Consider the following 23,352-nt stretch of genomic DNA (forward strand, 5'->3'; position numbering starts at 1 on the left):
CCATGCCGCCGGTTCCGGTCCCGGTCACGACCATCGGCCTTTTGATCCTGTCCAACCTGTTCATGACGGTGGCGTGGTACGGCCATCTCAAGTTCAAGTCCGCGCCGCTTATCACGGTGATCGCCGTCAGCTGGGGGATCGCGCTTTTAGAATACATCATGCAGGTGCCCGCCAACCGGATCGGCTACGGCCATTTCAGCGCAGCGCAGCTTAAAACGATCCAGGAGGTCATCAGCCTGACCATCTTCGCCGGGTTCTCGTGGTTCTACCTTGGCGAGCGGCTGGGCTGGCAGCACGCGGTCGGCTTTTCGCTCATCTGTCTTGGGGCCTGGTTTGTCTTTCACGACTGGAACTAGCGGCGCGGCCCGCACCCCGCCGCATACCCTTACGCTGATCCTGCTGTCGGGGATCGGCGCGCTCAGCATGAACGTGTTCCTGCCGTCGCTTCCCGGCATGGCGCGGGATTTCGGCGTGGATTACGGCACCATGCAGCTGTCGGTGTCGGCCTATCTGGTCGCCTCGGCCATCGTGCAGCTGCTGGTCGGCCCGCTGAGCGACCGCTGGGGCCGGCGGCCGGTGATGCTGGGCGCGCTCGCGATCTTCGTCGCCGCGACCGTGGGGACGATCGCGGCGCCGACCGCCGGGTGGTTCCTGGTGTTCCGCATGGCGCAGGCGGCGGTGGCGACGGGGCTTGCGCTGTCGCGCGCGGTCGTGCGCGACATGGTGGCGGGCGACGCGGCAGCCAGCCGGATCGGATACGTGACGATGGGCATGTCGGTCGTGCCGATGATCGCCCCGATCCTCGGCGGTCTCATCGACGAGGCGGCGGGCTGGCGCGCGGTGTTCGTGGTTCTGGGCGCGGCGGGCGCGGGAATGCTGTGGCTGACCTACGCCGACATGGGCGAGACGGCGGCGGGCGGCGGCACCAGCCTGCGGACCCAGGTCGCCAATTACCCCGTGCTGGCGCGGTCGGGCCGGTTCTGGGGCTACGCGCTGGCCATGACCTTCGCGTCGGGCGCGTTCTTCGCCTATGTGGGCGGCGCGCCCTTTGTGGGCGAGCAGGTGTTCCACATGAGCCCGGCCGAGGTCGGCTACTGGTTCGCGGCGCCGTCGATCGGCTACATGCTGGGCAACTTCCTAGCCGGGCGCCTGTCGGTGAAGGTGGGGACGAACAACATGATCCTTGCCGGTGCGGTCCTGACCGCGCTGGTGCTTGCGGTGGCGACGGTGGGCGATCTGGCGGGTATCCACCGCCCCCTCGTGTTCTTCGGCGCGATCGCGGTAATGGGGATGGGGAACGGCATGGTGCTTCCCAACAGCGCGGCGGGCATGATGGGCGTCGTTCCGCATCTCGCCGGCACCGCCAGCGGCCTGGGCGGCGCGATGGCGCTGGCGGGCGGCGCGGGGCTGTCGGCCATCGCGGGCGTGTTCCTGGTGCCCGGCGCGGGGGCGCTGCCGCTTTTGGTCATCATGCTGGCGTCTGCGGTGGGATCGCTGGTCTCGATCGCGGCGATCATGCGGTCGCCCCGCGAGCCCGCCGGCGGTCGGCGATTGTCCGCCGACTGACCGGCGAGATCCCGCGTCCCTGTGCCGCGAACGGCCGGGATGCGCTATCGTCGACTTCAACGACAACGAAGAACCGGCAACGGCAACCAGACGAGGCAGTGATGATGACCGCTCTTTCCCGCGCAGGCGCGCTTGCCGTCCTGATGGCCCTGGCCGCGTGCGGCGGCGGCAACAACACCCCGCGCATGAACCTGCGCTCGCCCTCGGTGTCGCAAGCGGCCCTGCACCCGAACGAGACGCCCGAGCTGCGCCGCCTGATCCACAAGTACTCCGCCACCTATGGCGTCCCCGAGGCGCTGGTCCACCGCGTCGTGATCCGCGAAAGCCGGCACCGGCCCACGGCCCGCAACGGCCAATACATGGGCCTGATGCAGATCTCGCCCGCGACGGCGCGGGGCATGGGGTATCGCGGCCCGGCCGAGGGGCTGCTGGATGCCGAGACCAACCTGAAATACGGCGTCAAGTACCTGCGCGGCGCCTACATGGTTGCGGACGGCGACTTCAACGACAGCGTCAAGTGGTACTCAAAGGGCTACTACTACGAAGCCAAGCGCAAGGGCCTGCTGAAGGCCACCGGGCTGCGCTGAGCGCTGAGCTTCAGACCTTGCGGCTGTAGCGGATGAACGGCGTTTTCGCCGCCACCCGGTCGTACAGCATCCGGCCCGCATAGTTGTCCTCGGCCGTCAGCCAATAGACGTTGGGCGCCCCCGCCGCGTCGGCCGCCGCATAGACCGCCTCGATCAGCGCCCGCGCCACCCCCTGACCGCGCGCCTCGGGCGCGGTGAACAGGTCCTGCAGATAGCACACCCCCTCGGGCCGCCACAGGTTGGGGTGAAAGACATAGTGCGTCAGCCCGACGATCCGGCCGCCATCCTCGGCGACCAGCCCGCGAAAGTCCTTCGCGTCGCCCGACATGAGGCGCGCGAAGGCGGTGTCGTAGAAACCCTGCGGCAGCCCGGGGCGGTCGTAGAACAGCTGATAGGCCTCGTAGAGCGCCTGCCAGCCGGCCCTGTCGCCGGGCTCGACCGGCCGCGTCGTCACGGCCGGGCGGTTCCGCGCCGGGACCGGCGCGCTCAAATCAGCCCTTCGGATTTCATCGCCGCGACCACGGCCGGACGCTCGGCCACCCGCGCGACGAAGGCCGCGACGTTGGGCCAGCGCGACAGGTCCACGCTCACGCGGGGCGACCAGCCCGCGACGACAAAGGCATAGGCGTCGGCCACGGTGAAGTCCTTGCCGGTCAGGAACGGCCGCCCGTCCGCCAGCAGACCTTCCAGCCAGTCCATGTTGCGGCCGATGTTCTCGCGCGCCTTGTCCTTGTCGGCGTCGCTGGTGCCCGGCTTGAACATCGGCTTGAACGCCGCGTGCAGCCCGGTGCCGGTGAAGTTCAGGATCTCCTGCACGCGCGCGCGCTCGATCGTGCCTGCCTTGGGCGCAAGCGTGGTGTCACCTGCGCTGTCGGCGAGGTACTGCAGGATCGCCGGGCCTTCGGTCAGGTATTCGCCGTCGGCGTATTCGATCGCAGGCACGACGCCCTTGGGGTTGATCGCCAGGTAATCGTCGCCCGCTTCGGTCTTCTTGGCGGCGGTATCGACCTTGTCGAGGTCGAAAGGCTGGCCCAGCTGCTGCAGGACGATGTGCGAGGCGAGCGAGCAGGCGCCGGGCTTGTAGTAAAGTTTCATCGGGTCACTCCTTCGATGTGTGTGGCGGTCGCGCGGGGCGTCAGCGCCCCTGCCGCCGCGCCATGAACGCGAGCCGCTCGAACAGCGCCACGTCCTGTTCGTTCTTCAGCAGCGCCCCGTGCAGCTTCGGCAGCGCCTCGCCCGCGGGCTTCTTCAGGTCCTCGGGCGACAGGTCCTCGGCCAGGATCAGCTTCAGCCAGTCCAAGAGCTCGCTGGTCGAAGGCTTCTTCTTCAGCCCCGGCGCCTCGCGCAGTTCGAAGAACTGGTGCAGCGCCTCGTCCAGCAGGCGCGGCTTGAGGCCCGGATAATGCACGTCCACGATCTTCTTCAGCGTCTCGGCGTCGGGGAAACGGATGTAGTGGAAGAAGCAGCGGCGAAGGAAGGCGTCCGGCAGCTCCTTTTCGTTGTTCGAGGTGATGATGACGACCGGGCGGTGCCGTGCCACGACCGTCTCGCCGGTTTCGTAGACGTGGAACTCCATCCGGTCGAGTTCCTGCAGCAGGTCGTTCGGGAACTCGATGTCGGCCTTGTCGATCTCGTCGATCAGCAGGACGACCTTTCCGGGCGCGTCGAACGCCTGCCACAGCTTGCCGCGGCGGATGTAGTTGGCGACATCGTGGACGCGCGCCTCGCCCAGCTGGCTGTCGCGCAGGCGGCTGACGGCGTCGTATTCGTACAGGCCCTGCTGCGCCTTGGTGGTGGACTTCACGTTCCACTCGATCATCGGCAAGCCAAGGCTCGCCGCCACCTGCCGCGCCAGCTCGGTCTTGCCGGTGCCGGGCTCGCCCTTGACCAGCAGCGGCCGTTCCAGCGTGACGGCGGCGTTCACCGCAAGCGCCAGATCCGGCGGGGCGACGTAGGTATCGGTGGACCTGAACTGCATGCGGGATCTCCTTGGCGGGTGCGCGAACCGGCACCGGCGCGTGCGCAAACTAGGGCCGGGGGCGGGCACCCGCAAGTTGATGGCGGCGGCGGGTCCACGCCCCACGGTCACGCCGGTCGCATGAATGTAGCTGCCGGATGCGACAGAAGTGCTTCCCATTTAGGGGCATCTCCGCTATTGCGGCGCCAACTGGAGACGGGGCACGCCCCGTCAGGCTGGAGGAGCCATGAAGCGCCAGACTTTCCTGCCCGAAGACTATCGTCCGGCCGAGGACGAGCCCTTCATGAACGACCGGCAGCTCGAATATTTCCGCCGCAAGCTCGTCGCCTGGAAACAGGAACTTCTGGACCAGTCCGCCGAGACGCTGGAAGTGCTTCAGGACAGCGCCCGCAACGTTCCCGACATCGCCGACCGCGCGTCCGAGGAAACCGACCGCTCGATCGAGCTTCGCACCCGCGACCGCCAGCGCAAGCTGGTCAGCAAGATCGACGCGGCGCTGCGCCGGATCGAGACCGGCGACTACGGCTATTGCGAGATGACGGGCGAGCCGATCAGCCTCAAGCGGCTGGACGCGCGCCCCATCGCCACCCTGACGCTTGAAGCGCAGGAACGCCACGAGCGTCGCGAGCGCGTGCACCGCGACGACTGATCGCAGCGGCGGGCGGGCGTGCAGGCGGGCGGAGGGATCGAGATGACTGACACCGACCACGACCCCGCCGGCGAAATCCGCCTTTCACGGCCAATCCTGATTCTGGTGGCCGATGGGTTCGCCGACTGGGAAATCGCGCTGCTGACCGCCGCCGCCCCCGACTATTACGGCGCCGATGTCCGCCTGTCCTCGCTTGACGGCGGCGAGGTGACGTCGATGGGCGGCCTGCGCGTCACCGGGGTTGACCGTTTTGCGCCCACCGGCACCGAGGTGGTGGTCGTCTGCGGCGGCGTCGGGTTCGAGGCCCAAGACGGGCCGCAACTGATCGCGCGCATGGGACCGCCGCTGCGACAGGCGCGCGCAGACGGGGCCGCGATCGCCGGCATCTGCGCCGGGGTCCGGGTTCTGGCCGACGCGGGCCTTCTGGACGGCAAGCGCCACACCAGCAACAACAGCGACTGGCTGAACGCCGTTGCGCCCGGCTATGCGGGGTCTGACCTGCACGTGGACCAGCCGCAGGCGCTGCGCGACGGCGACACCGTCACCGCCCCCGGAACCGCCCCGGTCAGCTTCGCCGCCGAGGTGCTGGCCGTCGCGGGCCTGCCCGCCGCGCATGCGGACAAGTTCCGCGGCTATCTGGGCGCCGAGCACGGGGCCCGCCGTCAGCCGGGGCCAGCCGCCTGAGCGTTGATCCGAGCGACCATCTGAGCGACCAATCCGGCAACCATCTGGCGGGACGGCCCGTCACCATCGTCGGCGCGGGGATCGGCGGGCTGACGGCGGCGCTGGCCTTGGCCCGGCGCGGGGCGCGGGTGACCGTGCTGGAACGCGCGGGCGCGCTGCGCGAGGTCGGCGCGGGCATCCAGATCAGCCCCAACGCGCTGCGCGTCCTGGACGCGCTGGGGATCGGGGACCGGATCGCCGAGGTATCGGCCCCGTCGCGCGGCGTCGAACTGCGCTCGGGCAGGACCGGCGCGCTGGTCGCCCGGATCGACTATGCCCGCCACCGTCCGGCCGCGCCCTTCCGCGTGATCCACCGCTCCCGCCTGATCGAGGCGCTCGCCCGCGCCGCGCGCGAGCTGGGCGTCGGGATCGAGCTTGGCCAGCAGGTCACCGACCTGCCCCCCGCCCCCCTGCTGATCGGCGCGGACGGGCTGCATTCGCGCGTCCGCGCGGCGCTGAACGGGGCCGAGACGCCGTTCTTCACCGGCCAGGTCGCGTGGCGGGCGCTGGTTCCGCTGGAAGCGGGCGCCGCCCCGGTGGCGCAACTGTTCATGGGCAAGGGGCGGCACCTCGTCAGCTATCCGCTGGCGGACGGGCTTCGCAACATCGTCGCGGTCGAGGAACGCAGCGGCTGGACCGCCGAAAGCTGGTCGCTGACCGACGACCCGGCCAAGCTGCGCGCGGCCTTTGCGGGCTTCGGCGGGCCGGTGCCCGGCTGGCTGGATCAGGTCCGCGACTGCGGGCTGTGGGGCCTCTTCCGGCATGAGGTCGCGCCGCGCTGGCATGACGGCACGCGCGCGATCCTCGGCGACGCGGCGCATCCGACGCTGCCGTTCCTCGCCCAGGGGGCGGCGCTTGCGATCGAGGATGCGTGGGTGCTGGCCGCGTGTCTTGACGCAAGGGCCGATCAGCGCGCGGCGCTGGAACGCTATCAGGCGCTGCGCCATTCGCGCGCGGCCCGCGTGGTCGCGGCGTCGAACGCGAACGCCCGGAACTATCATCTGGGCGGGCCCGCACGGGTCGGGGCCCACGCGGCGCTCAGGGCCGGATCAGCCCTCGCCCCGGCGCTTCTGTTCCGCCGGGTCGCCTGGGTGTTCGACCACGACGCGACGGACCTGCGTCCCTAAGGCCACCCGTCGCTCAGGCCGCCCGTTCGACCGCCGCGACGATCCCGTCCACGACCTCGCGCAGCGTCGCCTCGTCCTCGGCCTCGGCCATGACGCGGATCAGGGGTTCGGTGCCGGACTTGCGGATCAGGACCCGGCCGCTGCCGGCAAGCCGGACTTCGGCCGCCGCGATCTCGGCCCGCACGGCGTCGGTGGACAGCGGGTCCGCGCCCGCGCCGTAGCGCACGTTCTTGAGAAGCTGCGGCACCGGCGTGAACTGGCGCACCAGCTCGCTGGCCGGGCGGCCCGTGTCGGCCATGGCCGCCAGGAACTGCAGACCCGCGATGAGCCCGTCGCCGGTGGTGGCATAGTCGGTCATCACGATGTGGCCCGACTGCTCGCCGCCCAGGTTGAAGCCCTGCCCGCGCATCCGCTCGACCACGTAGCGGTCGCCGACCGCCGTGCGTTCCAGCCGCAGCCCGCGCTCGCCCAGATAGCGTTCCAGCCCCAGGTTCGACATCACGGTCGCGACCAGAGCGCCGCCGCGCAGCCGCCCCTCGGACGCCCAGCGGCCCGCCAGCAGCGCCATGATCTGGTCGCCATCGGCGACCGCGCCGGTCTCGTCCACGATCATCACCCGATCGGCGTCGCCGTCGAGGCTGATCCCCAGATGCGCCCCGTTCGCCCGCACCGCGGCCGCGCAGGCATCGGGATAGGTCGAGCCGACACCGTCGTTGATGTTGGTCCCGTCGGGGTCCACGCCCAGCGGGATCACCTCGGCCCCAAGCTCCCACAGCACGTCGGGCGCGGCGCGGTAGGCGGCGCCGTTGGCGCAGTCGATCACGACCTTGAGGCCGTCGAGCCGCTGCCCCTGCGGGAAGGTGGTCTTGGCGTATTCGACATAGCGGCCGCGGCCGTCGTCGATCCGGCGCGCGCGGCCGATGTTTCCGGGCGCGGCCAGCACCGGATCGGCAAAGGCCATCGCCTCGATCTCGGCCTCGGCATCGTCCGACAGCTTGAAGCCGTCGGGGCCGAAGAACTTGATGCCGTTATCCTCGGCCGGATTGTGGCTGGCCGAGATCATGATGCCCAGATCCGCCCGCATCGACCGGGTCAGGAACCCGACCGCAGGCGTCGGCACCGGCCCTAGCAGAAGGACGTTCATTCCGGTGCTGGTCAGCCCGGCGGTCAGCGCGTTTTCCAGCATGTAGCCCGACAGCCGCGTGTCCTTGCCGATCACCACCCGGTGCCCGTTGGTCCCGTCGCGGCGGAAATATCGCCCGGCGGCGGCGCCCAGGCGCAGCGCCATCTCGGCCGTCATCGGATGGGTGTTGGCGCGGCCACGCACGCCGTCGGTCCCGAACAGTTTTCGTGTCATCGCTCTGCCCTCGTGTCCTCGTCAAAGATCGCGCGCCACAGGGCGAGGCCCTGCCGCGCGCCCGCCACGTCGTGGACGCGGTGGATCTGGATGCCCTGTGCCACCGCCGCGAGCGTCAGCGCAAGCGTGCCGGGATCGCGGGCGTCAGGCGGCACCGCCGCGTCGGTTCCTCCAATCGCGCCGATGAAGCGCTTGCGCGACAGGCCCAGCAGCACCCCGCAGCCCAGGCCGTGATAGACCGAGATCCGGCGCAGGATCGCCAGGTTGTGCGCCTGCGTCTTGCCGAAGCCGATGCCCGGATCGACGACGATCCGGTCGCGCGGGATGCCCGCCGCGACGGCGCGGGCGATGCGCGCGGCGAGCGCGTCAAAGACGTCCAGCAGCACGTCGCCATAGCGCGGGTCGTCCTGCATGGTCGCGGGCAGGCCCTGCGCGTGCATCAGGCAGATCGCGGCGCCCGAGCGCGCGACCTCGGCCGCCATGCCGGGATCGAAGTCGAGGCCCGAGACGTCGTTGACGAACCCCGCGCCTGCCGCGACGGCCGCGCGCGCCACATCTGCCTTGCGGGTGTCCACGCTGCGACGCGTGCCGGGCAGCCCCTCGATCACCGGGACGACGCGCGCGATCTCGGCCGCGACGCCGACCTCGGCCGCGCCGGGACGGGTGGATTCGCCGCCGATGTCGATCAGGTCTGCGCCTGCACGGGCCAGCGCCCGGCCGTGGGCGATGGCGGCGGGCGCGGTGTCGTGGCGGCCGCCGTCGGAAAAGCTGTCGGGGGTGACGTTGACGATCCCCATCAGCCGGGGCCGGTCCAGCGCAAGGCCCAGCAGCGGCGCGCAGGGCGCGGTCAGCGCGGCCATGACGTCGTCCGGTGCCTCGTCCACGATCCGCGGCGGGGCGTCGCGGGCCAGGAGTTCGAGGCGGGAGAACCGCGTCCACCCGCCAGCGAGCGGCCAGCGGCCGCCCTGTGGGTCGGGGATCGGGCGATAATAGGCGCGCTGGGTCATGGTCGGGCCGGCATGTCGGCGGCACCTTCTGCCCCGGCGGGGCGCAAGGCAAGCGTCACGCGCCGTGCCGGCGGACGGGGATGCGGAAATCTGCCGGGATCGCCGCCGCCCGGCCCGGCGCCTCCGTCAGGTCGAGCCGCGCGGCCTGCAGCTTGTCGGCAAGCCACAGCGCCAGCGCCAGCGGATCGGCGGGCAGGCCGGGGTCGTCGGCCACCAGCCGCGCGGGCGCCCAGACGACCGCGCGGCGTTCGGCCACGGCCCAGTCAAGCTCGGTCCGGCTGTCCGCGACGGTGATCCCCAGCGGCCCGGCCAGCGTCCACGCCGCCTGGTCCAGCGCCAGCAGCGCCACCCGCCGCGCGTCGCCGCCCGGCGGCAAGGGCAGCCCCGGCGCGTCGGGGACGATCACGACCGCGCCCTGCCCGGTCCCGACGTTCGAAGCATCCGGCCGCGCGCCATCCAGCCGCAGCACGATCACCGGCCCCGGCGACCCGGCCCGGTCCGCGACCGCCACCTCGCCCGCGCGCCGGACGATGGTGACGCCAAGCGCGCCCGGCACCCGGTCAAGCTTTTCGACCGATACCTCGACCCGCGCGGCGGCCGGATGCGCCAGCACCTCGGCCGCGATGCGTTCCGCCAGCGTCTCCAGCAGGTCGTAGCGGCGATCGGCAAGCCCTGCGGCCACCGCGCCGGTCAGCACGTCGTAGCTGAGGATCCGGTCCACCTGATCGCCGCTGCCGCCGACGGGCGCGGCGAGATCCGCCGTCACGTTGAAGCGCAGGCGCTGGGTCACGCCGCGCTCGGTCTGGAAGGCGCCGATCTCGGTCAGGGCGACGTGATCGCGCAGGTGGATGCGGTCGGGCTGGTCCATCGCCCCCTCATGGAAAACAAACCGCGGCTTCGCAAGGCCCATGGCGCGTGGGACTGACGGGGGGTCGAAACGATAACGGCCCCGCAACGATGCGGGGCCGGAAAGGCATGGGCGCGCGGACCGGATGGCCCTCGGTGCGCCCTCAGTTCGACGCCACGCGGCGGCCGCCCTGGCGGTAGAAGACGTGCGCGCCGATCTTCGTGGTGCGGGTGAACCGCTTGGACCACGACGGGCGGACCTTGGTGGTGTGGAAATAGGTCGCGCCGTCGGTCAGCGCGCGGGGGGCACCCGACAGCGCTTCCTGCGCCACGCGCTGCGCGGTGGTGAAGGCCGCGCCCTTGCGCATCTTGCCCACGTTGCCGCGATAGCTGAACTGCCCGCTCTGGTTCACGACGCCGCAGACCGATTTCGGAAAGCGCGGGTCGTCCACGCGGTTCATGATGACCTCGGCCACGGCCTTCTGGCCCGACAGCGGCTCGCCGCGCGATTCGAAATAGACCGCCTCGGTTAGGCATTCGAGGGCGGCGTGGTCCGTCGCCTTGGCCGTCTTCTTGCCCGCCGCGTTCTTGCCGGCGGTGGCCGCCGCGCCCTGGCCCGACACGGTTGCGGTGGCGCGCGTCTTGATGATCCGCTCGGGGCCGCCGGTGACCGCCCGGTTCTGGTTCAGCCGCTCGGCGTTGCGGCTTTGGAACTGCGCGACGCGCGCCTGGTAGGAGGCGGAGTCGCCCGGTTCGGCCACGGCCGGGGCGGAAAACAGGGGAACGGTCACAACTGCACACACACAAAGGCGCGCCAGCCACGAAGCAGATTGAGGCATGGTGTTCCTGTAAACTGACACCCGGCGTGGCCGGGCAGATGCAGGCTGGATGCGGAACCGGGACCGGAGCCGCCAGTCGCATGGGCGTGAGCGGCCGTGTTTGTCATGAATCCGCCACTTTCCGGCAGGAACCCGCCGAACGGAGTCGGGCGTTTCGGCGGCATCCGGCCCGAACGCGGCTGCTCGGCGTAGGTGGCCTGCCCGTCAAAACGCGAAATACTCGCAGCTACGAGACAGATTCGCGCCGCCGCTGTCAGGCAATCTTCACCGCGGCGTCACGCCGTGGTCGCGCGCAAAACTCATGCAGCACCGCACCGGGCGAACCCGGCCCTGCCTTCACCCGAAAGGACATCACGGTGCCCAAGTCGATCCGAGCGGCCGTTGTTTCCATCGCCGCCACCATCGTCGCCGTCGCCACCACGACGTCTGCCGCGCTGGCCCAGGACACGGCGCAAGTCCCGACCCCGCCCACATCCACCGCGCCCGCGACGCGGGTGGACGAGATCGTCGAGCGCTTCGTCAACGCCAACGCCAACCGCGACCATGTCATGGTCGTGGCGCATCGCGGCAGCTGGTGGGACGATGGCAAGATCGTGCTGGCGGAAAACTCGATCTCCGCCATCGACCGCGCGGTAGGGATCGGTGCGGAAATGGTCGAACTGGACGTGCAGAAGACCTCGGACGGCGCCTACGTGATCCTGCACGACAAGACGCTCGACCGCACCACGACGTGCCGGGGCACGGTCGCGGAAACCACCCTCGACGCGGTGCGGGCCTGCCATCTCGTCATCGAGGGCACGGGCGAAGAGACCGCCGAGGTGGTCCCCACGCTGGAGGAGGCGTTCAAGGCCATCGACGGCCGCATCCTGATGAACGTCGACATCAAGCTGGGCGTCGAGGAACTGGCCAACGTCATGCGGATCGCCGCCGACATGGGCGTGCCGACCAGCTGGTCATCAAGAACGGCACCGGCACCCCCGACGAGATCGAGGCCGCGCGCGCAACGCTTCGGGCGATCGGCGCGCCGGTCCTGTTCATGCCGATCCTCGACGACCGCAAGATCACCAAGCTGGCCGACCTCGCCGCGGCCTACGACGCCTTTTCGCCCGAGGCGGTCGAGGTCCTGAACCGGTGGGAGCCGGGCACGCCGATGACCGTGGACGGCGGGCTGAACTTCACGCCGGAAGCCAGGGCCCTGGCCTACGCCAACGACACGCATCTGTGGATCAACGTGCTGTTCCAGGGCGGCGACGCGAACATCTCGGGCGGGCGGGGCGACCCCATCGCCGTGGGTCCGGGCCTGACCGAGGAAGGCTGGGGCTACTGGGTCGAGAACGGCGCCACGATCTTCCAGACCGACGAGCCGGAGGCGCTGATCACCTATCTGGACGCCAAGGGGTATCGCAAGCCCTACGCGAACGACTGAGCGGGCCAAGGCGATGACGGTGGGGCCGCGCGTGCGGCCCCTTTCCCCGTCCGGTCGTGCCCGCTGGATTGTCCCGCCTTACCGTTCCGCGCGCATGGCGATCGACGCCCGCGCCGCCGCCAGCCGCGCCAGCGGCACCCGGAAGGGCGAGCAGGACACGTAATCCACGCCCGCGCGCAGGCAGAAGTCGATGGAATCGGCGTTGCCACCATGTTCGCCGCAGACCGACATGGTGATGTCGGGCTTGACCTCGCGCGCGCGGCGGACGCCCGTCAGCACCAGTTCCCCCACCCCTTCCTGGTCGAGGATGTGGAACGGGTCCTCGTCATAGACGCCCTGCCCCACGTAGCTGCCCATGAAGCGGCCGGCGTCGTCGCGCGACAGGCCGAAGGTCATCTGGGTCAGGTCGTTGGTGCCGAACGACATGAAGGCGCAATGCTCGGCGATGTCGCCCGCCCGCAGCGCCGCGCGCGGCGTTTCGACCATCACACCCAACCGATAGTCGAAGCTCGACCGCGTTTCCGTGCGGACGGCGGCGGCCACCGCCTCGACCCGGTTGCGGACCAGCTCGACCTCGCGCATGGCGCTGACCAGCGGGATCATGATTTCCGGGGTGACGCCCATCCCCTGCCGACCGACGGCGATCGTCGCCTCGAAGATGGCGCGGGCCTGCATGTCGTAGATTTCCGGGATGACGATGCCAAGGCGCACGCCGCGCATGCCCAGCATCGGGTTGAACTCGTCCAGCGCCTCGATCCGGCGGACCACGTCTGACAGCGGCAGGTCGAGCGATTCCGCAAGCTCGCGCATCCCCTCTCGGTCGTGGGGCAGGAACTCGTGCAGGGGCGGGTCGAACAGGCGGATCGTGACCGGCAGCCCGTCCATGATCTGGAACAGCGTGGTGAAGTCGGCGCGCTGCATCGGCAGCAGCCGGTCCAGCGCAAGGCGGCGATCCTCGGCCCGGTCGGCGAAGATCATCTCGCGCATGGCGGGCAGCCGCGCCTCGTCGAAGAACATGTGCTCGGTCCGGCAAAGGCCGATACCCTGGGCGTTGAACATCCGCGCGGTGCGCGCGTCCTCGGGCGTGTCGGCGTTGGCGCGCACGCCGATCGCGCAGGCGCCGTCGGCCCAGTCGAGAAGCTGGGTGAACCCCTCGTCCAGCGCGGGTTCCAGCATCTCGGCCGCGCCCATCAGCACGTCGCCCGAGGTGCCGTCGACCGTGATCTCGTCGCCTTCCTGAAGCGTGCGGGTGCCGGCGCGGATCGTGCCCGCGCGGGCGTCGATCGCCAGCCCGTTCGCGCCCACGATGCAGGGCAGGCCCAGGCCGCGCGCGATCACCGCCGCGTGGCTGGTCATGCCGCCGCGCTCGGTCACCACGGCGACGGCCGCGTGCATGCCGCGCACGTCCTCGGGCGCGGTCTCGCGGCGCACGAGGATGCAGGGCTCGCCCCGCGCGGCGCAGGCTTGCGCGGCCGCGGGGGTGAAGACGATGCGGCCGGTCGCGGCGCCGGGGCTCGCGGCGATGCCGCGCACGACCACGTCGCGGCGGGCGCCCGGATCGACCTGCCGGTGCAGCAGGTCCGACAGGGTGCGCGGCTGGATCCGCATCACCGCGTCCTCGTGCGAGATCACGCCGTCCCGCGCCAGCGCCACCGCGATCCGCACGGCGGCGCGCGACGACCGTTCGACCTTGGTGGCGTCGATCAGCGACAGCTGGCTGTCGGACACGACGAACTCGATCTGCATTTCCTCGCGCAGGCGCTGGCGCGCGGCCGCGCCGAACCGGACGAGATCGGCGAACACCGCAGGCGCCGCTTCTTCAAGCGAGGGGCCGCGCGGGTCGCGCGTCAGGTACAGCTCACCGTCCCTGACCTTCGACGGCGCGCGCGCGCGCCCCTGCGACTGGCCGCGAAAGCGCCCGGTGATGCCCGGCAACCCGGTCGAGGCGTCCACGTAGCGGATCGTCCCCGACCCGGTGACGCCGGGCCCGAGCGCCAGCGCCATGTCCTGCACGATCAGCCCCAGTGGCGCGTCCGACGGGGCCCCGTTCGCCTGCCGCAGAAGCCGCGCGGTCGGCCCGTCCCACGCCCGCGCCATCGAGCGCAGCACCTCGGCCAGCTGCCGGGTCGGATCCTGCGGAAACTCCTCGTCCGTTTCATGGCGATAGGCGGCCAGCGCGTCGGCAAGGCTCGCGTCGGGGTCCGAGAACATGTCGGGGTCGAGTCGCGCGACGTGGACCGCGTAGGACTGCACGAAGCCGCGATAGATCGCGTCCGCCGCCTCTTGCCCGCGCGTCTCGGCCAGGTGCTGATGGCAGGCGGCGTTGATCCCGATGTTGAGGACCGTCCCCGGCCCGCCCCAGCCCGGATCGACCGGCGACGGGCGCACGCCCACCATGCCCGCGCCTTCGCCGATCAGCCGGTTCAGCGCCGCGCGGTCCAGCATCCGTCCGGCCGCGATCGCCCGCACCGCGCCCACCGACACCGCATGGCTGCGCGGCACCGGCAGGTCCATGCGGATCAGGCGCTGCAGGCACTTGGCGCGCCAGCCGTGACCCAGGATCGCGACCGGTGCGGTCGGCGTGATCTCGACGATGTCGTCGAAGGACGCGCCGGACGCGGCCGACGTGACCGGGCCGGAAACGGAGGCAGGGGAGGTTGGCGGGGCGGGTGATCGTTCCATGATGGCGAAAAGCCTATGCACCGGGGGCGCGATGCTGCAAGCGCGAAACGCGCCGCGCCGCCACGTCCCGTGATCCCGGCCGCGGCCCCGCGCCCCTCAGGCGTCCAGTTCGATCCAGATCGGGACGTGGTCGCTGGGCTTTTCGGTGCCGCGCTGGTCGCGGTCGATGCCCGCGTCGCGCAGCAGATCGGCGGCCTGCGGCGACAGCAGCGCGTGGTCGATGCGGATGCCGTTGTCGCGTTCCCAGCCTTGGCGCTGATAGTCCCAGAAGGTGAACGGCCCCCGTTCCGCGTTCGGCGTGCGGATGCGGATCGCGTCGGTCCAACCCTGGTTCACGATCCGCCGATAGGCGGCGCGGGTATCGGGTAGGAACAGCGCGTCCTCGACCCAGCGTTCGGGGTGGGCGGCGTCGCGGTGTTCGGGAATGACGTTGAAGTCGCCCAGCATCACCGCCGGTTGCTCGGCGGCAAGGATGCCCGCCGCATGGACCCGCAACCGTTCCATCCACGCAAGCTTGTAGTCGTATTTCGGCCCCGGCGCGGGGTTGCCGTTGGGCAGATACAGCCCCGACACCCGCACCGCCCCCCGCGCGCCGATCACCGTGCCCTCGATGAAGCGGGACTGTTCGTCGGCGTCGTCGCCGGGCAGGCCGCGGCTCACGTCCTCGACCGGCAGGCGCGACAGGATCGCGACGCCGTTCCAGCTTTTCTGGCCGTGGGTGTGGACGGTCCAGCCGAGATCCTCGATCGCCCCGGACGGGAAGCCCTCGTCCACCGACTTGATTTCCTGCAGCACCACCACGTCGGGCTGCGCGTCGGGCAGCCAGGCGGTCAGCTGGTGCAGCCGCGCCTTGATGCCGTTGATGTTGAAACTGGCGATCTTCATGGCCGCGACCGTAGCAGGCGGTTCGGCGCGGGCAAGGCGTCAGAACAGCGACAGCTGGTCGCCCGCGCGCGGCGGCGGCGCGAAGCGGCTGGCGTCCAGCGCCGGGCTTTCGCTCGCATAGCCCAGCCGCTTGCGGGCCAGCCGGAACCGCTGGTGCAGCAACTCGGCCTCGACCCCCTCGCCCTTCATCCGGGTGCCGAAGCGGGGGTCGTTGTCGCGCCCCCCGCGCATCGCCTGGATCCGGGTCATGACGTGATCGGCCTTGCCCGGATGGTGGCGCGCGAGCCAGTCGCGGAACAGGGGCGCCACCTCGAGCGGCAGGCGCACCGGGATCATGCTGGCGGTGTGGGCGCCCGCGTCGCGCGCGGCGGCAAGGATGTTTTCGACCTCGTGCGCGGTCAGCACCGGGATCATCGGCGCGCACATGACCCGCACCGGCACCCCGGCCTGGGCCAGCCCGCGGATCATGGCAAGGCGGGTGGCGGGTGCGGGCGCGCGCGGCTCCATCTGCCGCGACAGTTCGGGGTCCAGCGTGGTGATCGACACGCCAACGAAGACCTGCCGCCGCGCCGCCATCGCCCCGATCAGGTCGAGGTCGCGCAGGATCGTGCGGCCGCGCGTCACGATGCTGACCGGATGGTTCCAGTCGTGCAGCACCTGCAGGCAGGCGCGCATGATCCCCATCTTCGCCTCGGTCGGCTGATAGGGGTCGGTGTTGGTGCCGAAGGCGATCGGCCCGACCGCGTAGCCCGGGCGCGCGATCTCGGCCGCGAGCAGGCGGGCGGCGTCCGGCTTGGCGGTGATCCGCGTCTCGAAGTCCAGGCCCGGCGACAGGCCCAGATAGGCGTGGGTCGGGCGGGCGAAGCAATAGATGCAGCCATGCTCGCAGCCGCGATAGGGGTTGACCGAGCGGTCGAACGGCACGTCGGGCGACTGGTTGCGGGTGATGATCCGGCGCGGCTGTTCGGTCGTGACGTCGGTCCGCAGGACGCGCTCGTCCGGCTCGCCGTCCCAGCCGTCGTGCTCGATCTGGGTCGTATAGGGCTCGAACCGGGCGGCCGGGCGGTTCGCGGCGCCACGCGCTTTCAGGATCTCGTCTGGGTCACGGGCGGGAAGCATGGATGCAGTTTAGAACAAATGCGGAACATTCCGCAAGCTCGGCGCGCGGCGACGGGTCTTTCCTCATCACCCTTCCGCCCCCATATTGAACGGTGGAAGACCAAGGAGCGAATCGATGCCCCTGCCGCATTTCCTCTGGATGCTCGCCGCCGTGGTCGCGGCCGCTGCCGTGACGCTGTGCCTTGCCCTTTCGGTCGGCGTGCCGTTGCAGGCGATGGCGCTGGTCGTGCTGATCGCCGCGGCGGTCCTGCATTTCGCGAGCCCCGGCGACGATTCGCGCCGGAACCCGGGCGCCTAGACTTTTCGACCTTCTGACATCGCACACCCCCGACCCGTGACAGGCCGGGGGTTCGCCTTCGCCCCGCGCGTCAGGTGATGAAGATGTCCGAAACGCCGAACGCGGCGCCGTCCTGCAGGTCGGCCACCAGCACCCGGCCGCCAGCCCCGGTGCCGTCCGCGTCGAACCACACCGTCCGGTCGGTCAGGCGCAGCATGAACCGGTCGTCGGCGTCGTGGGACAGGCCCGTCGCGCTGGCCCAGAAGCGGTTCGCGCCCAGCGCCCCCGCGACCAGTCCGGCCCCGAAGCCCGCGGCCGACACCAGGATCGTGTCGTTGTTGCCCGCGGCCGCGCCGAAATCCATGATCCGGTCGCCGATCTCGGCCAGCGTGTTGAACACGAAGGAATCGTTGCCCGCATTGCCGTAAAGCATGTCGAGGCCGATCCCGCCCGACAGCACGTCGTCGCCCGCGCCGCCGATCAGCGTGTCGGCGCCCGCGCGGCCCAGAAGCGTGTTCGCGAACTCGTCGCCGGTCAGGTAGTCGTTGCCCCCCTGCGAGCCGAACACGATCTCGACCCCGGTGTAGCTGTCGCCGGCGGCAAGGCCGGTGCCGTCGCTGTTGCCCAGCGTCAGCCGGACGCCAGCGGGTCCGCTGACATAGATGCGGTCGCGCCCGTCGCCGCCGAAGATGGTTTCCGCGGCCGCGCCGATGGTGAAGCTGTCGTCACCGGTGTCGCCCAGGATCGACCCCATCACGAAGCCGTTGCCCATGGCGGTATAGCTGTCGTTTCCGCTGCCTAGAAGGACGTCGCCGTACATCTCGCCGCCATTGGTGACGTTCTGCACCGTGCTGCCGCTGGAATACAGCGCGTAGCCTCCGACCGAGTTGATGCTGCCCATGTTCAGCACGTTGGCCGTGCCGAATTGAACGATCCCGTAATAGGCGTTGATGACACCGAAGTTCCTGATCTGCGCGAAGTCGTCGACCGACGCGTAGATCCCGTAGTAGTTGGTGCCGGCGCTCATATCCCCGTAGTTGTTGAAGTAAAGATACGAGGCGGTCACGATGGTGCTGCCGCGCAGCATCGCCGCGCTGCCCAGGTCGATATAGTGGGTGCTGACGGCCGAGGCCGCGTCGGAGATGCTGATCGCGCCATAGAACCCCGCGACGTAGCCATCGACCTGCAGCCTGTTCGTGCCGGTCGAGTTGTTCGCGGTGACGGCGTAGTTGTCGGTCGAGATGATCGTGGCGTTGTTCGTGACCACGGCGTTGTAGCCGGCGGCAAGCGCGACCCGCGGGCCGGTCCCCACCGAATAGCTGTGATACGTAAGTGGCATGTCGTTCACCGATGGATGGAGCGTTGATGAAACGGTCCCGGCAAGACGGTCAGGGCCGTCGAGATGACATGGGGACTATCTGCGCGCCCCATCGCGCGGCAGGGCGATCGCCGCCTTGGGCGGGTCGGGTGCCTGCCGCGAATAAGATCACGGACGCGTGATTCTCGCAAGGAATCTCGGTGGTGAAGCTGACGCGACAGGGCCGCCGGTCAGCTTTCCAGCTCGGCATCCCAGTAAAGGAAATCCATCCAGCTGTGATGCAGGTGGTTCGGCGGGAAGCGGCGGCCCACGGCATGCATCTCCTCGGCCGTCGGCCGTTCGGGCGAGCGGCGCAGTTTCAGGCCGGAGTTCCGCAGGCTCTTGTTGGCCTTCTTCAGGTTGCAGGGCGAGCAGGCGGCGACCACGTTTTCCCAGCTCGTCACCCCGCCGCGCGAGCGCGGGACCACGTGGTCGAAAGTCAGGTCGCCCTTGGCGCCGCAGTACTGGCAGCAGAACTCGTCCCGCAGAAAAAGATTGAAGCGCGTGAATGCCACGCGCTTCTGGGGTTTGACGAATTCTTTCAGCACCACGACCGAGGGGATCCGTATCGCGGATCGCTGGCTTCGGACCACGTCGTCGTATTCGGCCAGGATCGTCACCCGGTCCAGGAACACGGCCTTGACCGCTTCCTGCCACGGCCAGAGCGACAGCGGGTAATAGGACAGCGGCCGGAAGTCCGCGTTCAGCACCAGCGCCGGGTTGCGGCGAAGCGAGCCGGGATCGCGCACGAACTGGGTGCGGAAGTCGGTATCTACGCTGTGGTCGTCAAGCATGCGCGTCGCAGCCCCCGCCCGGTCGTTCAGCAACTGGGTCCACCATCTGCGATCACTATATGTGGTCGTCGCAAGGTGGCAAGTCCCGTGCATATGGTTCGCCCCAGCGAATACGCCCGGATCGTGACGCGCGAATGACAGGCCGGCCCCCGCCCGCCCCCGCGCCGGAGTTTTGCGGCGGCACCACCTGTGATAGGATAGCTGTGTCGTCCCCGTACGGCACGGGCGGGCGACGGGGGAGGTTACCATGACGAGACACCACCACCACGGCCGCGGCCGCGCGATGTTTGCCCGCGTGATGCTGGCCTGCGCGCTGCTGGGCACGGGCGCGACGGCGGCCCTGGCCGATACGGGCATTACCCGCGTCCAGACGCCGGGCGGCGAGGTCTATGCCGACCAGCGCGGCATGACGCTTTACACCTTTGACAAGGACAGCGCCGGCACCTCGAACTGCGACGGCGACTGCGCGGTCAAGTGGCCGCCGCTGATGGCGCCCGAGGGCGCGACCGCCGAAGGCTCCTTCGCACCCATCGCCCGCAGCGACGGGTCGATGCAGTGGGCGATGGACGGAAAGCCCCTGTACACCTGGGCCGAGGACACCGCCCCGGGCGAGACGACCGGCGACGGCGTCGGCGGCGTCTGGCACGTCGCGAAGTAACGGTCGGACCCGAAGCGGTCAGGGACGAAGCGACCAGAGCCGGGCGATCAGGTTCGAAGGGCGGCGCTCAGCCGTCCTTCAGCACCTCGCGCACAAAGGACAGCGCGACGCCAAGACCGTCGGGCGATATGCCGTGGCCGGTGTTCTTCATCACGTGGCTGTAGACGGTGAAGCCCGCGCCCACCAGCGCGTCGCCCGCCAGCCCCATGTCCGCGAACGGCACCATCTGGTCCTGGTCGCCGTGGATGAGCAGCACCGGCGGTTTCACCCGCGCCTCGTGCAGCAGTTCGGGCGCAAGCAGCCGGCCCGAGAAGCCGACGACCCCCGCCACCTGCTTGTCCCGCCGGGGCGCGAGGTGCAGCGCCATCATCGTCCCTTGCGAGAACCCGACCAGCACCAGCCGCTCGGGCCCCACCCCCTCGCGCGCAAGCACCTCGTCAATGAAGGCGTTCAGGTCGTCGAGCGACTGCGCCATGGACGCCCGCGCCATGTCCTCGGTCGATCCGTCGAGCCACGGGATCGGAAACCACTGCCGCCCCATCGGATTGTTGGCGCAGGGCTCGGGCGCGTCGGGGGCGTGAAAGGCGGTGCCGGGCAGATGCGGCGACAGCGGATCGGCCAGCCCAAGCAGGTCCGCCCTGTCCGCGCCGTAGCCGTGCAGCAGCACCACGACCGAGGTCGCCTTGTCCGGCCCGCGCCGATCCGATTGCAGTTTCCGTGCCATGTCCGTTCCCTTCCTGCTGTGCGACGCGGCCGCCCAAGCCGTCCGCCGCGCCCTACCTGACGCCCTCGCGCCCTTTCGCGATGCGGTAATACGCCCACAGCGCCCGCGCCGCGACCGACCGCCATGGCCGCCACGGTTCCGCCATCTCGATCAGCGCGGCGGGCGTGGGGCGCGCGTCCAGCCCGTAAAGGATGCGCGCCGCTTCCTGCAGGGCAAGGTCGCCCGCCGCGAACGCATCCGCCCGGCCCAGCGCGAACTTGAGATAGATTTCCGCCGTCCAGCGGCCGATCCCGGGCAGCGCGACCAGGGTGTCCAGCACCTCGTCGTCGGGCATGGCGCGCAGCGCGGCCCAGTCGGGGGACGCCGCCGCGATCCCGCGCAGGTAGCGGATCTTCTGCGCGGACAGCCCGCAGGCCCGCAGCGCCTCGTCGCTGGCGGCGGCGATGGCCACCGGATCGGTCAGCCCCGCCGCCTGAAGCTTGCGCGCGATCGCGTCGGCCGCGTGGGTGGAAAGCTGCTGCGAGACGACCGCGCCCAGGATCGCGGCAAACCCGTCCTCGCGCCGCCTCAGCGGCAGCGGGCCGATTTCCGGCAGGACGGCCGCCCAGACCGGATCGGTGGCGGCCAGATGCGCCAGCCCTTCCTGAATGTCGGCATCCGCGTCGATCACCCGCAGCGTGGCAAGCCCCGTCATTGCCGTTCCTGTTCCACGGTCGCGGCCCAGTCCCGCGCGCCCTGCCGCAGCCGCGTCTCGTAGGCGAGCGAAATATGCGCGCGCAGCGCCGCGTCAGCCTCGTCCGGGTTGCCGGCGGCGATGGATTTCACGATCGCGCGGTGCTCGTCCAGCGAATCCTCGCCCCGCCCCGGCACCGCAAGCGAGGAATGCGCCATCAGCGCCATCGTCCGGTGGACGATGTCGAGCTGCTGGACGAGATAGCGGTTGTGCGAGGCGAGGTGGATCTGGTGATGGAACCGCCGGTTCGCGCGGGCGAGCGCGTGCGGATCGTCAAGGATCTCCCGGTCCTCTTCGACCATCGCGCCAAGGACGCGCACCTCTTCGCGGCTGGCGTGGCGGGCGGCGAGGCGGGCGGCCAGCGCCTCAAGCTCGGTGCGGACGGCGTAAAGTTCAGTCAGCTGGTTGTGGTCCAGCGCCGACACGATAAGGCTGCGCCCGTCGCGGGTCAGCATCGACTGCGTTTCCAGCCGCTGCAGCGCCTCGCGCACGGGGGTGCGGCTGACGCCGAACCGCTCCGCCAGCTCGGATTCGACCAGCCGGTCGCCGGGGCGGTAGGTGCCGTTGTCGATCGCCGACAGGATCAGGGAATAGGCGTCCTTCATGGCGGCAGAGTTGGCCTTGCCGGGCGGCGTTTGCAAGCAGACGGGCGCGCGGGCGGATTGATGGCGCCCGCCGGTCCGGCCAGAACTGCCGTGATCCCGATGAAAGGCCGCCCGATCATGCCGAGCAACCGACCGACCGGACGCGGGCGCACGCCGCCCAAACGCCGCCTTCAGGCGGTCGCGCTGGCGCTCTGCATGGCGCTGCCGGTCCCTGCGGCGTCGCTTGCGGAAACGGCTTCCTTGCAGGCGACCAGCCGCTCGATCGACGACCTGCGCCGCATCGTCCGGATCGCAGGCGAACCGCGATCGGTGCTGTGGGCGATGGAACCTGTCGGCCCGGAAAACCCCGACAGCTTCCCGCCCGGCCCCACCGACTATCTTCTGCGCGCGGTGCTGACCTACGGCTCGGCGGGAGAGGTCGCAGCCCTCATGGGCGACGGCCCGACCGAGGCGGCGGACTACCTTGCCCCGGCGTGGTTCCCGAAGGCAGCGGGTCCGGGCCGCACCATCCAGGTCATCCGCCACCACCGTGTGCAGGGGTTCATGGACGCGGCGGTGATGACCGTGCCGGACGCGCCCGGCGTGGTGATCGTCGAACGCCCCTCGTCCTGACAACCCGCGCACCCCGTGCTAGCGTGGCCCGCATGGACGCCACCGCGCACAAGCCCGATCATGACCCCGGCCCCACCCCCGGCGCGCTTCGCCGCGCCTTTGCGGGCGTGGACACGTGGATCTTCGATCTCGACAACACGCTATATTCCCCCGACATGCGGCTGTTCGACCAGATCCAGCTGCGGATGACGGCTTGGGTCGCGCGCGAACTGGGACTTGACCGTGACGCGGCGGACGCGCTGCGGGCGCAGTACTGGCGCGACCACGGCACCACGCTGGCCGGGCTGATGGCCGAACACGCCATCGACCCGGCAGGCTATCTGCTGGATGTCCACGACATCGACTTTTCCGCGCTCACCCCCGACGAGGCGCTGTCGGCCGCGATCCTCGCCCTGCCCGGCCGCCGCATCGTCCACACCAACGCCGACGCGGGCTATGCGGCCAAGGTCCTCGCCCGGCGCGGGCTTGGCTGCTTCGAGGCGGTGTACGGAATCGAGGAATGCGGCTTTCACCCCAAGCCCGACCCGCGATCCTTCGCCGCGGTGCTGGACGCGCACGGGATCGACCCGGCCCGCGCCGCGATGTTCGAGGACGACCCCCGCAACCTCGAGGTGCCCCACAGGCTGGGGATGCGGACGGTTCTGGTGGGGGCCGGCCGGCACGGACCCGACGAACTTGGCCCCGACCACGTCCACGGGCCGCATGTGGGCTGGCGCACGGACGACCTGCCCGCGTTCCTGGCGCGGCTTGCCGCCGCGCTGGCGGACGTGGCAGTCTGAGCGCTGCGTAGCTAAAGCCGAC

Annotated in this window: 27 protein-coding genes; 12 read left to right on the forward strand and 15 right to left on the reverse strand. The window is 70.4% G+C overall.

The window, feature by feature from the left end; all coding sequences use genetic code 11:
- Positions 1-2: 2 nt before the first annotated feature.
- From FNF32_RS01030 to FNF32_RS01040, 3 genes are all read left to right on the forward strand, one after another.
- On the forward strand, positions 3-356 hold the full coding sequence (locus FNF32_RS01030) for a DMT family protein (RefSeq protein WP_131672802.1): 354 nt from the start codon (positions 3-5) through the stop codon (positions 354-356).
- A complete protein-coding gene (locus tag FNF32_RS01035; RefSeq protein ID WP_246087623.1) occupies positions 334-1,566 on the forward strand; it encodes a multidrug effflux MFS transporter in 1,233 nt (410 codons plus the stop codon). Before FNF32_RS01030 ends, FNF32_RS01035 begins: the two co-directional genes overlap by 23 nt.
- A 104-nt stretch (positions 1,567-1,670) precedes the next feature.
- Positions 1,671-2,153: a lytic transglycosylase domain-containing protein gene (locus FNF32_RS01040; protein WP_131672801.1), complete on the forward strand. Its 483-nt coding sequence runs from the start codon at positions 1,671-1,673 to the stop codon at positions 2,151-2,153.
- A gap of 10 nt (positions 2,154-2,163) precedes the next feature.
- Here the strand turns inward: FNF32_RS01040 and FNF32_RS01045 are convergent, their stop codons facing one another.
- From FNF32_RS01045 to FNF32_RS01055, 3 genes are read right to left on the reverse strand one after another with little or no spacing between them, the layout of a single operon-like run.
- Positions 2,164-2,607 carry a GNAT family N-acetyltransferase gene (locus FNF32_RS01045; protein WP_185961811.1) on the reverse strand — a complete coding sequence of 148 codons (444 nt, stop codon included), beginning with the start codon at positions 2,605-2,607 and terminating at the stop codon, positions 2,164-2,166.
- A 32-nt stretch (positions 2,608-2,639) separates the two neighbouring features.
- Positions 2,640-3,248 (reverse strand): glutathione transferase GstA, encoded by a 609-nt coding sequence (gstA, locus tag FNF32_RS01050; RefSeq protein ID WP_131672799.1) that lies wholly within the window; start codon positions 3,246-3,248, stop codon positions 2,640-2,642.
- 40 nt (positions 3,249-3,288) lie between these two features.
- Entirely contained in the window at positions 3,289-4,131 is an 843-nt protein-coding gene (locus tag FNF32_RS01055) for an AAA family ATPase (RefSeq protein WP_131672798.1), read from the reverse strand.
- Positions 4,132-4,357: 226 nt separating this feature from the next.
- Between FNF32_RS01055 and dksA the strand changes: the two genes are divergently transcribed.
- Genes dksA through FNF32_RS01070 form a run of 3 tightly spaced genes read left to right on the forward strand, consistent with a single transcriptional unit; the run spans position 4,358 to position 6,630 of the window.
- Entirely contained in the window at positions 4,358-4,780 is a 423-nt protein-coding gene (gene dksA, locus FNF32_RS01060; protein WP_131672797.1) for an RNA polymerase-binding protein DksA, read from the forward strand.
- A 42-nt stretch (positions 4,781-4,822) separates the two neighbouring features.
- Positions 4,823-5,464: a DJ-1/PfpI family protein gene (locus FNF32_RS01065; protein WP_131672796.1), complete on the forward strand. Its 642-nt coding sequence runs from the start codon at positions 4,823-4,825 to the stop codon at positions 5,462-5,464.
- A gap of 20 nt (positions 5,465-5,484) precedes the next feature.
- Positions 5,485-6,630, forward strand: a complete 1,146-nt coding sequence (locus tag FNF32_RS01070; RefSeq protein WP_425467874.1) for an FAD-dependent monooxygenase — start codon at positions 5,485-5,487, stop codon at positions 6,628-6,630.
- 13 nt (positions 6,631-6,643) lie between these two features.
- On the opposite strand, the gene glmM is transcribed toward FNF32_RS01070, so the two are convergent.
- The 4 genes from glmM to FNF32_RS15225 all read right to left on the reverse strand — a co-directional run bounded on the left by glmM (position 6,644) and on the right by FNF32_RS15225 (position 10,631).
- Entirely contained in the window at positions 6,644-7,987 is a 1,344-nt protein-coding gene (gene glmM / locus FNF32_RS01075) for a phosphoglucosamine mutase (protein WP_143796440.1), read from the reverse strand.
- Positions 7,984-8,994, reverse strand: a complete 1,011-nt coding sequence (gene folP / locus FNF32_RS01080) for a dihydropteroate synthase (RefSeq protein WP_131672793.1) — start codon at positions 8,992-8,994, stop codon at positions 7,984-7,986. Before folP ends, glmM begins: the two co-directional genes overlap by 4 nt.
- A gap of 55 nt (positions 8,995-9,049) precedes the next feature.
- The gene (locus tag FNF32_RS01085) at positions 9,050-9,862 is read right to left on the reverse strand and encodes a dihydroneopterin aldolase (RefSeq protein WP_131672792.1); all 813 of its coding nucleotides are present in this window, start codon (positions 9,860-9,862) and stop codon (positions 9,050-9,052) included.
- Positions 9,863-10,004: 142 nt separating this feature from the next.
- Positions 10,005-10,631 carry a cell wall hydrolase gene (locus FNF32_RS15225; protein WP_246087624.1) on the reverse strand — a complete coding sequence of 209 codons (627 nt, stop codon included), beginning with the start codon at positions 10,629-10,631 and terminating at the stop codon, positions 10,005-10,007.
- 404 nt (positions 10,632-11,035) lie between these two features.
- Between FNF32_RS15225 and FNF32_RS01095 the strand changes: the two genes are divergently transcribed.
- On the forward strand, positions 11,036-11,806 hold the full coding sequence (locus FNF32_RS01095; protein ID WP_131672791.1) for a glycerophosphodiester phosphodiesterase family protein: 771 nt from the start codon (positions 11,036-11,038) through the stop codon (positions 11,804-11,806).
- Complete coding sequence (locus FNF32_RS01100) at positions 11,716-12,105, forward strand: hypothetical protein (RefSeq protein WP_131672790.1); 390 nt, start codon at positions 11,716-11,718, stop codon at positions 12,103-12,105. The genes FNF32_RS01095 and FNF32_RS01100 overlap by 91 nt, the downstream gene beginning before the upstream one ends.
- Before the next feature lie 78 nt (positions 12,106-12,183).
- Here FNF32_RS01100 and FNF32_RS01105 read toward each other — a convergent pair whose 3' ends face one another.
- From FNF32_RS01105 to FNF32_RS01115, 3 genes are all read right to left on the reverse strand, one after another.
- Complete coding sequence (locus FNF32_RS01105) at positions 12,184-14,787, reverse strand: putative PEP-binding protein (RefSeq protein WP_131672789.1); 2,604 nt, start codon at positions 14,785-14,787, stop codon at positions 12,184-12,186.
- A 96-nt stretch (positions 14,788-14,883) separates the two neighbouring features.
- Complete coding sequence (gene xth / locus FNF32_RS01110; RefSeq protein WP_131672788.1) at positions 14,884-15,672, reverse strand: exodeoxyribonuclease III; 789 nt, start codon at positions 15,670-15,672, stop codon at positions 14,884-14,886.
- Positions 15,673-15,711: 39 nt separating this feature from the next.
- Positions 15,712-16,791, reverse strand: a complete 1,080-nt coding sequence (locus tag FNF32_RS01115) for a PA0069 family radical SAM protein (RefSeq protein ID WP_131672787.1) — start codon at positions 16,789-16,791, stop codon at positions 15,712-15,714.
- Between the two features lie 115 nt (positions 16,792-16,906).
- Here FNF32_RS01115 and FNF32_RS01120 point away from each other — a divergent pair, with 115 nt between their 5' ends.
- Positions 16,907-17,089 carry a hypothetical protein gene (locus FNF32_RS01120; protein WP_131672786.1) on the forward strand — a complete coding sequence of 61 codons (183 nt, stop codon included), beginning with the start codon at positions 16,907-16,909 and terminating at the stop codon, positions 17,087-17,089.
- A gap of 70 nt (positions 17,090-17,159) precedes the next feature.
- On the opposite strand, the gene FNF32_RS01125 is transcribed toward FNF32_RS01120, so the two are convergent.
- Both FNF32_RS01125 and FNF32_RS01130 read right to left on the reverse strand, forming a co-directional pair.
- The gene (locus tag FNF32_RS01125; RefSeq protein ID WP_131672785.1) at positions 17,160-18,407 is read right to left on the reverse strand and encodes a calcium-binding protein; all 1,248 of its coding nucleotides are present in this window, start codon (positions 18,405-18,407) and stop codon (positions 17,160-17,162) included.
- A gap of 209 nt (positions 18,408-18,616) precedes the next feature.
- On the reverse strand, positions 18,617-19,219 hold the full coding sequence (locus FNF32_RS01130; protein WP_131672784.1) for an HNH endonuclease: 603 nt from the start codon (positions 19,217-19,219) through the stop codon (positions 18,617-18,619).
- 247 nt (positions 19,220-19,466) lie between these two features.
- Here FNF32_RS01130 and FNF32_RS01135 point away from each other — a divergent pair, with 247 nt between their 5' ends.
- A complete protein-coding gene (locus tag FNF32_RS01135; RefSeq protein WP_246087625.1) occupies positions 19,467-19,877 on the forward strand; it encodes a COG4315 family predicted lipoprotein in 411 nt (136 codons plus the stop codon).
- Between the two features lie 67 nt (positions 19,878-19,944).
- On the opposite strand, the gene FNF32_RS01140 is transcribed toward FNF32_RS01135, so the two are convergent.
- The 3 genes from FNF32_RS01140 to FNF32_RS01150 are packed head-to-tail and all read right to left on the reverse strand — an operon-like array spanning position 19,945 to position 21,939.
- Positions 19,945-20,601, reverse strand: a complete 657-nt coding sequence (locus FNF32_RS01140; protein ID WP_131672783.1) for an alpha/beta hydrolase — start codon at positions 20,599-20,601, stop codon at positions 19,945-19,947.
- Between the two features lie 52 nt (positions 20,602-20,653).
- Positions 20,654-21,295 (reverse strand): DNA-3-methyladenine glycosylase family protein, encoded by a 642-nt coding sequence (locus FNF32_RS01145; protein ID WP_185961813.1) that lies wholly within the window; start codon positions 21,293-21,295, stop codon positions 20,654-20,656.
- On the reverse strand, positions 21,292-21,939 hold the full coding sequence (locus FNF32_RS01150; protein ID WP_131672845.1) for a GntR family transcriptional regulator: 648 nt from the start codon (positions 21,937-21,939) through the stop codon (positions 21,292-21,294). The genes FNF32_RS01145 and FNF32_RS01150 overlap by 4 nt, the downstream gene beginning before the upstream one ends.
- A gap of 117 nt (positions 21,940-22,056) precedes the next feature.
- Here FNF32_RS01150 and FNF32_RS01155 point away from each other — a divergent pair, with 117 nt between their 5' ends.
- Together FNF32_RS01155 and FNF32_RS01160 are read left to right on the forward strand one after the other, a co-directional pair.
- Entirely contained in the window at positions 22,057-22,551 is a 495-nt protein-coding gene (locus tag FNF32_RS01155; RefSeq protein ID WP_131672782.1) for a hypothetical protein, read from the forward strand.
- A gap of 32 nt (positions 22,552-22,583) precedes the next feature.
- The gene (locus tag FNF32_RS01160) at positions 22,584-23,330 is read left to right on the forward strand and encodes a pyrimidine 5'-nucleotidase (RefSeq protein WP_131672781.1); all 747 of its coding nucleotides are present in this window, start codon (positions 22,584-22,586) and stop codon (positions 23,328-23,330) included.
- The last annotated feature ends 22 nt before the right edge of the window (positions 23,331-23,352 follow it).

The organism is Paracoccus marinus (assembly GCF_007018965.1).
GTDB classification, from domain to species: Bacteria; Pseudomonadota; Alphaproteobacteria; order Rhodobacterales; family Rhodobacteraceae; genus Paracoccus; species Paracoccus marinus.

Bases quoted from the DNA above. Each gene is read 5' to 3' on its own strand.
- FNF32_RS01145 (WP_185961813.1), bottom strand. From the start codon at position 21,295: ATGACGGGGCTTGCCACGCTGCGGGTGATCGACGCGGATGCCGACATT.
- FNF32_RS01150 (WP_131672845.1), bottom strand. From the start codon at position 21,939: ATGAAGGACGCCTATTCCCTGATCCTGTCGGCGATCGACAACGGCACC.
- FNF32_RS01125 (WP_131672785.1), bottom strand. From the start codon at position 18,407: ATGCCACTTACGTATCACAGCTATTCGGTGGGGACCGGCCCGCGGGTC.
- FNF32_RS01085 (WP_131672792.1), bottom strand. From the start codon at position 9,862: ATGGACCAGCCCGACCGCATCCACCTGCGCGATCACGTCGCCCTGACC.
- FNF32_RS01160 (WP_131672781.1), top strand. From the start codon at position 22,584: ATGGACGCCACCGCGCACAAGCCCGATCATGACCCCGGCCCCACCCCC.
- FNF32_RS01100 (WP_131672790.1), top strand. From the start codon at position 11,716: ATGCCGATCCTCGACGACCGCAAGATCACCAAGCTGGCCGACCTCGCC.
- FNF32_RS01155 (WP_131672782.1), top strand. From the start codon at position 22,057: ATGCCGAGCAACCGACCGACCGGACGCGGGCGCACGCCGCCCAAACGC.
- FNF32_RS01065 (WP_131672796.1), top strand. From the start codon at position 4,823: ATGACTGACACCGACCACGACCCCGCCGGCGAAATCCGCCTTTCACGG.
- dksA (WP_131672797.1), top strand. From the start codon at position 4,358: ATGAAGCGCCAGACTTTCCTGCCCGAAGACTATCGTCCGGCCGAGGAC.
- FNF32_RS01105 (WP_131672789.1), bottom strand. From the start codon at position 14,787: ATGGAACGATCACCCGCCCCGCCAACCTCCCCTGCCTCCGTTTCCGGC.
- FNF32_RS01055 (WP_131672798.1), bottom strand. From the start codon at position 4,131: ATGCAGTTCAGGTCCACCGATACCTACGTCGCCCCGCCGGATCTGGCG.
- FNF32_RS01030 (WP_131672802.1), top strand. From the start codon at position 3: ATGCCGCCGGTTCCGGTCCCGGTCACGACCATCGGCCTTTTGATCCTG.
- gstA (WP_131672799.1), bottom strand. From the start codon at position 3,248: ATGAAACTTTACTACAAGCCCGGCGCCTGCTCGCTCGCCTCGCACATC.
- FNF32_RS01140 (WP_131672783.1), bottom strand. From the start codon at position 20,601: ATGGCACGGAAACTGCAATCGGATCGGCGCGGGCCGGACAAGGCGACC.
- FNF32_RS01130 (WP_131672784.1), bottom strand. From the start codon at position 19,219: ATGCTTGACGACCACAGCGTAGATACCGACTTCCGCACCCAGTTCGTG.
- folP (WP_131672793.1), bottom strand. From the start codon at position 8,994: ATGACCCAGCGCGCCTATTATCGCCCGATCCCCGACCCACAGGGCGGC.
- FNF32_RS01135 (WP_246087625.1), top strand. From the start codon at position 19,467: ATGACGAGACACCACCACCACGGCCGCGGCCGCGCGATGTTTGCCCGC.
- FNF32_RS01040 (WP_131672801.1), top strand. From the start codon at position 1,671: ATGACCGCTCTTTCCCGCGCAGGCGCGCTTGCCGTCCTGATGGCCCTG.
- FNF32_RS01115 (WP_131672787.1), bottom strand. From the start codon at position 16,791: ATGCTTCCCGCCCGTGACCCAGACGAGATCCTGAAAGCGCGTGGCGCC.
- FNF32_RS01120 (WP_131672786.1), top strand. From the start codon at position 16,907: ATGCCCCTGCCGCATTTCCTCTGGATGCTCGCCGCCGTGGTCGCGGCC.
- glmM (WP_143796440.1), bottom strand. From the start codon at position 7,987: ATGACACGAAAACTGTTCGGGACCGACGGCGTGCGTGGCCGCGCCAAC.
- xth (WP_131672788.1), bottom strand. From the start codon at position 15,672: ATGAAGATCGCCAGTTTCAACATCAACGGCATCAAGGCGCGGCTGCAC.